Origin of the sequence: uncultured Tenacibaculum sp., from assembly GCF_947494125.1 — a bacterium.
Classification (GTDB): domain Bacteria; phylum Bacteroidota; class Bacteroidia; order Flavobacteriales; family Flavobacteriaceae; genus Polaribacter.
The window spans coordinates 24,279-35,306 of sequence record NZ_CANLTU010000003.1; the positions used below are offsets into that span (position 1 = coordinate 24,279).

Consider the following 11,028-nt stretch of genomic DNA (forward strand, 5'->3'; position numbering starts at 1 on the left):
AAGATACATGATGAAGGAAGCAGCGTTTTTAAAAAATAAAACAACAACAGTAACTCCATATTATAAACCCATAGCCAAAGAAATAGAAGTATTTGAACACTCGTACAAACAAAAACTACCTTTTCTATTAAAAGGACCAACAGGTACGGGTAAATCTAGGTTTATAGAATACATGGCTTCAAAACTAAATAAGAAATTAATTACAGTAAGCTGCCACGAAGAAACATCTTCTACCGATTTAATTGGTAGGTATATTATAAAAGGAGCAGAAACCATTTGGTTAGATGGTCCATTAACTACCGCGGTAAAAACAGGAGCTATATTATATTTAGATGAAATAGCAGAAGCACGGCCAGATGTAATTGTAGCGATTCATTCATTAACCGATCATCGACGCGAATTGTTTATTGATAAGTTGGGAAAAACTATAAAAGCTCATGAAGACTTTACATTAGTAGCATCTTTTAATCCTGGCTATCAACGAGGGTTTAAAGAATTAAAACCTTCAACAAGGCAACGATTTGTTGCAGTTTCCTTTGAGTATCCAAAAGCAAAAAACGAGATAGAAATTTTAGTTAATGAAACCACTATTCAAGAAGCAGATGCAAAAAAATTAGTAAACATAGCTACTAAGATTAGAAATTTAACCGAGTTAGGCTTAACAGAAACAGTATCTACCCGATTATTAATAGATGCCGCAAAATTAATAGCATCAGGCTTACCAAAACGTTTAGCCGTACATGTAGCAATTGTTGAACCTCTTACAGATGATACTGAAGTTGTAAGTGCTCTAAATGATTTATGTGATTTAATGATATAATAATAGCACCTAATTAATTGTCATTCAAAAAAGCAAGAAAATTCTCATTTATAATGGCTTTTTTCACGCTGTAAACGCTGTTCAGAATGACTGAATACTGAAACTATGTTCGAATTTGAACCCGATGAATATATATTTACCAAATTTGCCCATTACTTTAAGCGTCGTCGTAAAAAGAAAGAAGCAGATTTAGCATACGCAATTAACTTAAGTGAGGTAAAATCTCGTTTAACCATTTTTGCAAGAGCTATTACAGGTAAATCAATTGAAATTTATGATGCTGAAAGAGAAGGTGGCTATAAAAACAATAACTTTTTTTTACCATCAAAACTTACAGAATTCAAAACGATTGAGGAAAACACTTCTTTTTATTTATTCAGAATTTTATACTTATCAGTTCAGAAAAACTTACACTTAAACTGGAAAGAAGCCCGTGAATATTCTTTAAACGAATCGCAAGAAAAAGCAAGAAAAACATCTTTAAGAGTATTAGAACAATTATTTAAAGAATTTCCTACAACTGAGAAGTATTATCAAAAATTTATTTCTCATTATAAAGAAAAAGCAGCCAAAAATAAAGAACCAGATTATTCATTTATCTACGGAAAATGGATGGTTAATTCACCTGAAGAAGCTTCAAAAAACACCTTAGAAAACTTTACAGATAAAGTAAAAAAAGCCAATCAAGAACAGCCAAAAACAACCTTAAAATCTCGGGCAGTAGAAGAAATAATTTCTGTTCAGGTAGATGAAAAGCAGTTAGAAGACGCTGTCTTACAACATCAATTTGAAAAAGTTGAAACTGCCGATGAGTTTGGAGGAAATTTTAGAGACATGGATGGTGACGATGATTTAGAGGACCATGCCAATGCTTTAGAAGACTTAAATATGAAATACACGGTTCGTGTAGATGATACGGCACACTCAGTATATCAAGCTGATTTTGTAGAAAATACGACTATTGCTGAAAGTGCTGAAAGAAATGAAAAAGGATATTTTATACCTTATGATGAATGGGATTATGCAAAACGTAACTACAAAGAGCATTTCTGTAAAGTATACCCAAAGAGTATTTTAAAAACCGATGTTGCATATTATAAAAAAGCAATTTCTAAAAATCGTTCTACCCTATTAGGTTTACGCAAAATGCTAACAAATGTTAACAATAAATACCAGCAACAACGCAAACAAACTCAAGGAGAAGAATTTGATTTAGATGCTATTATAGATTTGTTTGTTGATGTTCAATCTGGATTTACACCCTCTGAAAAAATATACTTATCAAAAAGAAAAAAAGAAAAAGATTTATCAATACTATTATTATTAGATAGTAGCTTATCTAGTGATGGATATGCTGCTGGTAATAAAGTAATAGATGTAGAAAAACAAGTTTCTATACTTTTTGGGGAAATATTAGATGAGTTCAATATCGATTTTTCTATCAACTCTTTTCATTCAAAAACTAGAAACCATTCTAGTTATATAACAATGAAAGATTTTGATGAAGATTGGAACAAAGCAAAGTATAAAATTGGAGCAATAGAACCAAGTGGTTACACTCGCATAGGTCCTGCCCTACGCCATTCTGGTGCTTTATTAGATAAACGAAATACTAAAAACAAATGGATTATTTTAATTTCTGATGGAAAACCGAACGATTACGATCGTTATGAAGGTAACTATGGAATTAATGATATTAAACAGGCTTTACGAGAGTTAAACGAAAGACAAATAAATTCTTATGCATTAGCTATTGAAGCACAAGCAAAATACTACTTGCCACAAATGTTTGGGCAAAACCATTATCAAATTTTAACAAACCCAGTAGAATTATTACAATCATTAGTAAAATTATACGATAGAATAAAACACCAACAATAAATGAATTCTTTTTTACCAGAAGTAGAGAAACTACCTGAAGGACATCCTGTAAAAGTATATTACCAAGAAAGTCAACTGATCCAAGATCTTTTACAAGACTTATACGATATAGATGTAGTTGAAGATTTTCAAAAATACTTTAACATCTTTAATCAATTAACAACAATTGAAAAACGATTTGCACGTAAAGAAAATCAATTATTTCCATATTTAGAAAAGCATGGATGGAATGGTCCAAGTCAAGGAATGTGGTCATTTCATGATAATTTAAGAGATCAAATCCGTTTATTAAACATTCATAACTCAGAAAAAAATATAACAAAAATTATAGAAAATATTCCATATTTAATAGAGGGAGTAAAACGTTTACTAATAATTGAGGATATGCGTTTATTTCCTAATGCAATAAACATACTTTCAGAAGAAGATTGGAAAGAATTTTATGAAGGTGATGAAGAAATGGGATGGATGTTAAAAGAGAAACCTATTCCTTATCCTGCAAAAAACGATCGTTATGTTCACCCAAGTCAAGATTTTACAGAACGAGAATTATCTTTTTCTTTAGAAAACACTTTTCATTATGATGAGGGATATATGACACCTACACAAGTTAACTTATTATTACGCTTTTTACCTATTGACATAACCTATGTAGATGAAAATGATAAAGTGATTTTTTACAATCGAGGAGACAATCGAGTTTTCCCTAGAAGTAAAGGAATTATTGGAAGAGAAGTTCGTTTTTGTCACCCACCAAAAAGTGTAGATATGGTGTTACGAATTGTTGATGAATTTAGAGCTGGCACTAAAGATGTAGCTGAATTCTGGTTTAACTACCGTGGACGTATTATTCACATTAGATATTTTGCCATTAGAAATAAAAACAAAGAGTACAAAGGAGTTATTGAAATGTCACAAGACATTACAGATATTCAAAAACTAGAAGGTCAAAAACGTTTATTAGATTGGGATTAATGGAAGAAACTGCTATAAATCATAAAAACATCTTTTACCCTCCAGGAGGAATTCTTATGTGGATTATAATTTACTTAGAGTTGTTTACTTTTGGTATGGCATTAATAGCTATGATATATTATGGTAAACAAGAGCCAGAAATTTTTCATAATTCTAGGCTCTTATTAAATTCAACTTATGGGGTACTAAATACCTTTTTTTTACTAACAAGTGGTTTTTTTATGGTTGTAACTGTAAATGAATTAAAAAATAAAAAGCAGCAAAAGGCAAAACAATATTTATTGTTAACAATGCTTTTTGGAATTTTGTTTTTAGGATTAAAAAGTATAGAATATTACGATAAAATTGAAGCTGGATTAAGTATGAGTTATAATACTTTCTTTAGTTTTTATTGGCTTCTTACCTTATTTCATGTAATACACGTTTTAGTTGGTTTAGTCATTTTAATTTCTATCTACTTTGGAATTAAAAAAGAAAAAAATATAACAAAAATAGAAGACGTAGAAGCAAGTGCTGCTTTTTGGCATATGTGTGATTTAATTTGGTTATTACTATTTCCTATAATCTATTTATTATTTTAAATATGAATAAATCAACAATTATTACTTGGGTTAGTTTACTACTATTAATTATTATATCCACATTATTTTCTACTATTGAAAATAGCCTTTTCGTATACTTAATTATAGGCTTAGCTGCAATAAAGTTTTTAGGAGTCGCCTTTCAGTTTATGGAACTTAAAAAGGCACACTCCTTTTGGAAAATAGCCATTCTTTGTTTTTTATTCATTTTCACTGTTCTTGTTTTAAGCATTTTATAAATGATGGATACAAAAAAAAACATACTAGTTATAGGTCTTTTAATAACAACTTTTTGTTTTTATAATTATTTAATATATACCTCAAAAGAAAATGGAGAACCAATTAAATTATCAAAAAAAGCATTAGTTGGACAAAAAATATGGCAAGATAAAAACTGTTGGTCCTGCCATCAAACCTATGGTTTAGGTGGTTATTTAGGTCCTGATTTAACCAATATATATTCAAACAAAAATAAAGGACCAAATTATATTAAAGCATTTTTAAATAGCGGTGTAAAATCGATGCCGAAATTTAATTTCACTGAACAAGAAAAAGAAGCAATAATAGCTTACTTAAAAACTATAGATAGTACAGGATACTATCCTAATTACGATGCCGCTTTAAAAGTTAATGGTTGGGTAGAATTAAAATATAAAAATGAAAAATAAAACATACTTACTCTTTTTAATATTAGCAATATCAGCGTTATTTTTAGGGATCCTCTTTGGTTTATTAGCATCATTACAATACATTTTTCCAGAGTTTATAAAATCAATTATCCCGTTTAATGAAATGCGTCCTTTTCATGTTACAACTGTAATATCTTGGATTATACTTTCTTCAACAGGAAGTATCTACTTTTATATAACTCATGAAGAAAAATTGCCTTTATTTTCAAGAATATTACCCAAGATTCATTTTTCTATATTTTTAGCTACAGGAATTGCCATATACTTTTCGTTTTTAACAGGAAAAACTGAAGGTAGAGAATATTTATCGTACTCTCCAATCCTAACAATTCCTATATTATTAGGGTGGATTTTATTTGGTATCAACTATTTCAAAACCATTTTAAAAAATGTAAAAAATTGGCCTGTATATTATTGGATGTGGGGAACAGGAATTGTGTTTATGATTTATCATTTATGTGAAGCACACTTTTGGATGATTCCTTCATTTAGAGCTCATTTTATAAAAGATATTACGGTACAGTGGAAATCGTATGGTTCGTTTGTAGGCTCTTGGAATATGTTAGTATATGGAATCTCTATTTATATTATGTGTAAAATTAAAGGAGATGAAAAATTTGCAAGAGGGAAAAAAGTATTTTTCTTTTATTTCTTAGGATTAACCAATTTAATGTTTGGTTGGGCACATCATACTTATATAATACCTATGCAACCTTGGATTCGCTATGTAGCATACGGTATATCTATGACTGAGTGGATTCTTTTAATACATATTATTTATGGATGGAAAAAATCGTTAACTCAACAAAAAAAAGAAGAATTTTCTATTGCCTATAAATTTTTAATGATTGCCGATTTTTGGGTATTTCTTAACCTTGTTTTAGCGTTATTATTTTCTATACCTGTAATTAATTTTTTCACTCACGGAACTCATATTACTGTAGCACATTCAATGGGAACAACTATTGGTATAAATACATCTATTTTATTAGCTTCCTTATTTTTTATAGCTTCTCGATTAAAATTGAAAAAAGCATTTCCTATAAAAATTCTTCTCAAAAATATTAAACTCTATAATATCTCTTTACTCTTATTTTGGATAATACTACTTATAGCAGGCACAAAAAGAAGTCATTGGATGTATTTTACTAAAAGTATACAATTCTCTGAAATGCAAGACTCTCTATACTATATTTATATAGCTTTCTTTTGTTTTGGATTATTATTAGTTACTTCTATTGTAAGAATAGTTCTTCCTTTATTCATCTCTTTTATCAAAAAAGTAAAAATTAATTAAAAGAAAATATTTTTATATGATAAATATCATACAACAAAACGCTAAGTAATAATAGATTGCGGCATTTTAATTTTATAAAAATAAAAATCATGCTTAAAACACATACATTCCACATCCCTGTGATGGGAATTGGTTTTACTATAGATTCACCATTAAAAGTTTCTAGATTCGGAATAGACTCTGTAATATCGTTGGTTGACGATATCCTTTTAGAGAAAATGAGGAAAATGTACTGCCATGAATTTAAAATTCCTTACGATGAGATTACTGAAAAAATGGAAGATTTCAGAGCCAAAAGAATTACATCGTATTTAAATTTAATGAACACTTTATCTGAAAATAAATTTGAAGAGTTTAAAAGTATTATTACTGAAACCAAAAAGAGTGTTAAAGAATATTTTAATACACTTTCCAACGTTTCTTCTTTAAAAAAACAATTTATAAATTTTACTAAAAACAACTTTACACTTGACGAAGCCAAACAATGGCTTAAAGATAATTTAACTATGGGGGCTATTGATGTAAATATCATGACCAAAGTTGATAAAGATAATTACATTAAAAACGAAAAATTACCTATAGAATATAATGATGCTCATGCTGCTCTGAGAGGTTTTGCTAATAGTAATGTTAACTCATCAGTAGTTCTTTCTGCTGGAATGAACCCGAGATTGTATGCCTATTTAGAACAGTTTAAAGATTTTTACCCTGATAAAAATGGGAATATTAAAAAGAAAATCATTTTAAAGGTAAGTGATTATCGTTCGGCTTTAATACAAGGAAAATTTTTAGCAAAAAAAGGAATTTGGGTTTCAGAATATCGTATTGAATCTGGGCTTAATTGTGGTGGGCATGCTTTTGCTACCGATGGTTATTTATTAGGTCCTGTTTTAGAAGAATTTAAAACAAAAAGAGAAGAATTACGACAAGCTATTCAAGAATTACTTTTTAGTGTTTTAAAACAAAAAGAATATGTAATTCCACAAACCAATTTAGAATTTAAAGTTTCAGCTCAAGGTGGTGTTGGTACAGCAGAAGAGCATCAATTTTTATTAGACCATTATCAAGTAGATTCTGTAGGTTGGGGAAGTCCTTTTTTACTGGTTCCAGAAGCAACAACAATCGATAATGAAACCTTAGAAAAACTAATCAATGCTAAAGAAGAAGATGTTTATTTAAGTGATATATCTCCTTTAGGTGTTCCTTTTAATAACCTTAAAGGAAATACTAAAGATTTAGAAAAAGAAAGACTCATTTATAAAGGAAGACCTGGAAGTTCTTGTCCTAAAAAGTTTATTGCTTTAAATAAAGAATTTACTGAAAAAGGAATCTGTACAGCGTCTAGACAATACCAACATTTAAAACTGAAAGATTTAGATAATCAAAACCTTAGCAAAGAAGAACACCAAATAGCGTATAATAAAGTTATAGCAAAAACCTGTACTTGTGTCGGTTTAGGAACTACCGCTTTATTAGCTAATAATTTAGATACAAAAACCGAAGGCGCAGGTGTTTCTGTTTGCCCAGGTCCAAATATTGCTTATTTTTCTAAAAAAATGAGTCTTAAGGAAATTACTAAGGCTATTTACGATCAATCTGTTAAAATTACAAGCCCAAATAGACCTAACATGTTCATTAAAGAATTGAATATTTATATCGATTTTTTTAAAAACAAGTTGGAAGAGAGCACACAATCAGTTTCTCCTAAACAGCTAAAATATTTTAAACTATTCAATAAAAATTTAGCGAGTGGTATAGAATATTATAAGCAGTTATTTAATAATCATAAAATGCTATTAGATTTAGAGAAAAGTAAAGAAGAACTAAATACACTACAATTATTAATTGAAAAATAATTTAAGTTAAAAAGGCTGTAAGACTTCTAGTTCTTCAGCCTTTTTATTTAACCTATCAATTTCTCTTCAAATCTTAAAATATGGTATTTAAACTTAACCATCCGTTATGATTTAAATCATGTTTTTAAATAGTGTATAAACCTAATTTCGCCTCAAATAGAATAAAAACAAGATGAATTTAAAAGAAGATATAGCGCGATTAAAAAAAGAAAAAAACGCGATTATTTTAGCTCACTATTATCAAGAACCAGAAATTCAGGATATTGCTGATTATGTTGGTGATAGTTTAGGTTTGTCTCAAAAAGCCGCTGAAACAGACGCTGATATTATAGTTTTTGCGGGTGTGCACTTTATGGCTGAGACTGCAAAAATTTTAAATCCAACTAAAACAGTTGTGTTACCTGATTTAGAAGCAGGCTGTTCTTTGGCAGAATCTTGTCCGCCAGAGGCTTTTGAAAAATATGTTAAGGCACATCCTAATCATACTGTTATTACCTATGTAAATTGTAGTGCAGAGGTTAAAGCTTTAACCGATATTGTTTGTACCTCTTCTAATGCCTTAAAAATTGTAGAATCTATACCCAAAGATACTCCTATCATTTTTGCTCCTGATAGAAATTTAGGAAAGTATATTATTAAAGAGACAGGAAGAGATATGTTATTATGGGATGGTAGTTGTATAGTTCATGAGGCTTTTTCTATTGAAAAGCTTATCAAATTACACAAAGAGTATCCAGATTATAAAATTATTGCTCATCCAGAATCTGAAGAGCACATTTTAAAAACCGCTACTTATATAGGCTCTACTTCTGGAATGATAAACTATGTAAAAACACATTCCTATCAGAAATTTATTGTGGCTACTGAAGCGGGAATTTTACACAAAATGCAACAAGAAGTACCAAATACAGAATTAGTTCCTGCTCCTGCTAAAGAAGACAATACTTGTGCATGTAGTGAATGTGCTTTTATGAAAGTAAACACCATGCAAAAACTGTATGATTGTTTAGTAAACGAGCGTCCACAAATAAAGGTTTCAAAAGAAATTCGTGAACGTGCTCTACTACCAATAGAACGTATGCTTGAACTTTCAAAATAAATGATAAAAACAAATTATTTAATTATAGGCTCTGGTGTAGCTGGGTTAACTTTTACTGTTAAAATTGCTGAAAAATTCCCGAACAAATCAATCACTATTGTTACCAAAGGAGATGAAGATGAATCTAACACTAAATATGCTCAAGGTGGTGTTGCGGTTGTATTGGATACAAAAGAAGATTCATTTCAAAAGCATATAGAAGATACTTTAATTGCTGGCGATGGTTTATGCGATGAATCTGTTGTTGAAATGGTTATTAAAGAAGGTCCTAAGAGATTTATGGAATTAATTCTTTGGGGAGCGAATTTCGATTTAGATTCTCAAGGAAATTTCGATTTAGGAAAAGAAGGTGGTCATTCTGAATACAGAGTTGTGCACCATAAAGATATTACGGGGTATGAAGTTGAAAGAGCTTTATTACAACGCATTCATCAATTAAAGAATGTAACACTTCTACCTCATCATTTTGCTATCGATCTAATAACAGAACATCATTTAAACATACAAAAATCAGAAAGTATATCGTGTTTTGGGGCTTATATATTAAATGAAAAAACAAATGCTGTTATTACTATAAACTCAGAAAATACCTTACTTGCTTCTGGTGGTATTGGTAGAGTTTATGGACATACAACTAATCCTATAATAGCTACTGGAGATGGAATAGCCATGGCATATAGAGCTAAAGCTGCCATAAAAGATATGGAGTTTATTCAATTTCATCCAACTGCTTTATATGATACCGAAGTAGGCTCCTCTTTTTTAATATCTGAAGCTGTTAGAGGTTTTGGTGCTTATTTACGTGATAAAAAAGGAAATCGATTTATGCTGAATTATGATGAACGTGCTGAACTAGCTTCTCGTGATATTGTTTCTCAATGCATTGATAAAGAATTAAAAAAATCAGGAGATTCTCATGTGTTTTTAGACTGTACACACCTAAATATTAATGATTTTAAAAACCATTTTCCTACTATTTATAAAAAATGTAAGAGCCTATATATTGATCTTACTAAAGATTGGATTCCTGTTGTTCCCGCCTCTCATTATTTATGCGGAGGTATTATTGTTGACAAAGATGGAAGAACTTCTATAAAAAATCTTTTTTCTTGTGGTGAAGTATCAAGAACGGGGCTCCATGGAGCAAATAGGTTAGCTTCTAATTCTTTATTAGAGGCCCTTGTATATGCTCATAATATTTTCAAATATTTATCAAAAAATAATACAAAATCTATTCAAGTTGAAATTCCTAAATGGAACGATAAAGGCACGCAAATTTCTAAAGAGCACATTTTAATTCAGCACAATCTTAATGAACTGCAAGCTTTAATGCGTAATTACGTAGGAATTGTAAGAAGCAACAATCGATTAACCAAAGCTATTACAAAGTTAAATGTTATTTATAATGAAATTGAGGATCTATATAAAACTTCTAAAATAAATACTTCACTTTGTGAGTTAAGAAATATGATTAATGTATCGCATTTAATTATTAGCCAATCGTTATTAAGAAAAGAAAACAAAGGAGGTTATTATAATATTGATAACTTTAAATTTATAGAACATTAACTAGTAGTGTTACTATAAATATCATAAAAAAGACAGCTATTACAGCTGTCTTTTTTCATAAACTAAACCCCTAATTTAGTTTACTAAAACCCATCCCCTGGATCCTCTGGGCTTTGTGCTTGAGCTTTTTGTGGATTTAAAATCATATATGTACCTAAAGCTGTTAAAGCTGTGTATTTACCATACTTACCTAGTCTCTTTAAAGCCTCCTTTCTTGTAATATTTTCTTCTTTATTTTCTATATTTCTATTTTTCATTGTG

At 29.6% G+C, this 11,028-nt stretch carries 11 protein-coding genes; 10 read left to right on the plus strand and 1 reads right to left on the minus strand.

Annotated features, from left to right (window positions below; genetic code table 11):
* Positions 1-7 precede the first annotated feature (7 nt).
* The 10 genes from Q0881_RS07015 to nadB all read left to right on the plus strand — a co-directional run bounded on the left by Q0881_RS07015 (position 8) and on the right by nadB (position 10,767).
* Positions 8-820, plus strand: coding sequence for a CbbQ/NirQ/NorQ/GpvN family protein (locus tag Q0881_RS07015; RefSeq protein WP_299158193.1), 813 nt, complete (start codon positions 8-10; stop codon positions 818-820).
* Positions 821-925: 105 nt separating this feature from the next.
* Positions 926-2,701, plus strand: a complete 1,776-nt coding sequence (locus tag Q0881_RS07020; protein WP_299158196.1) for a VWA domain-containing protein — start codon at positions 926-928, stop codon at positions 2,699-2,701.
* Complete coding sequence (locus Q0881_RS07025) at positions 2,702-3,676, plus strand: PAS domain-containing protein (protein WP_299158199.1); 975 nt, start codon at positions 2,702-2,704, stop codon at positions 3,674-3,676.
* Complete coding sequence (locus Q0881_RS07030) at positions 3,676-4,257, plus strand: cytochrome c oxidase subunit 3 (protein ID WP_299158202.1); 582 nt, start codon at positions 3,676-3,678, stop codon at positions 4,255-4,257. Before Q0881_RS07025 ends, Q0881_RS07030 begins: the two co-directional genes overlap by 1 nt.
* Positions 4,258-4,259: 2 nt before the next feature.
* Positions 4,260-4,496 (plus strand): cytochrome C oxidase subunit IV family protein, encoded by a 237-nt coding sequence (locus tag Q0881_RS07035; protein WP_299158206.1) that lies wholly within the window; start codon positions 4,260-4,262, stop codon positions 4,494-4,496.
* Positions 4,497-4,925, plus strand: coding sequence for a cytochrome c (locus Q0881_RS07040; RefSeq protein ID WP_299158209.1), 429 nt, complete (start codon positions 4,497-4,499; stop codon positions 4,923-4,925).
* A complete protein-coding gene (locus tag Q0881_RS07045; RefSeq protein WP_299158212.1) occupies positions 4,915-6,243 on the plus strand; it encodes a cbb3-type cytochrome c oxidase subunit I in 1,329 nt (442 codons plus the stop codon). Before Q0881_RS07040 ends, Q0881_RS07045 begins: the two co-directional genes overlap by 11 nt.
* A gap of 89 nt (positions 6,244-6,332) precedes the next feature.
* Positions 6,333-8,099 (plus strand): hypothetical protein, encoded by a 1,767-nt coding sequence (locus tag Q0881_RS07050; protein ID WP_299158215.1) that lies wholly within the window; start codon positions 6,333-6,335, stop codon positions 8,097-8,099.
* Positions 8,100-8,271: 172 nt separating this feature from the next.
* Positions 8,272-9,198, plus strand: a complete 927-nt coding sequence (nadA, locus tag Q0881_RS07055; protein WP_299158218.1) for a quinolinate synthase NadA — start codon at positions 8,272-8,274, stop codon at positions 9,196-9,198.
* Positions 9,199-10,767 carry an L-aspartate oxidase gene (nadB, locus tag Q0881_RS07060; protein WP_299158221.1) on the plus strand — a complete coding sequence of 523 codons (1,569 nt, stop codon included), beginning with the start codon at positions 9,199-9,201 and terminating at the stop codon, positions 10,765-10,767.
* Positions 10,768-10,850: 83 nt separating this feature from the next.
* On the opposite strand, the gene Q0881_RS07065 is transcribed toward nadB, so the two are convergent.
* Positions 10,851-11,024, minus strand: coding sequence for a hypothetical protein (locus Q0881_RS07065; protein ID WP_299158224.1), 174 nt, complete (start codon positions 11,022-11,024; stop codon positions 10,851-10,853).
* Positions 11,025-11,028: the final 4 nt, after the last annotated feature.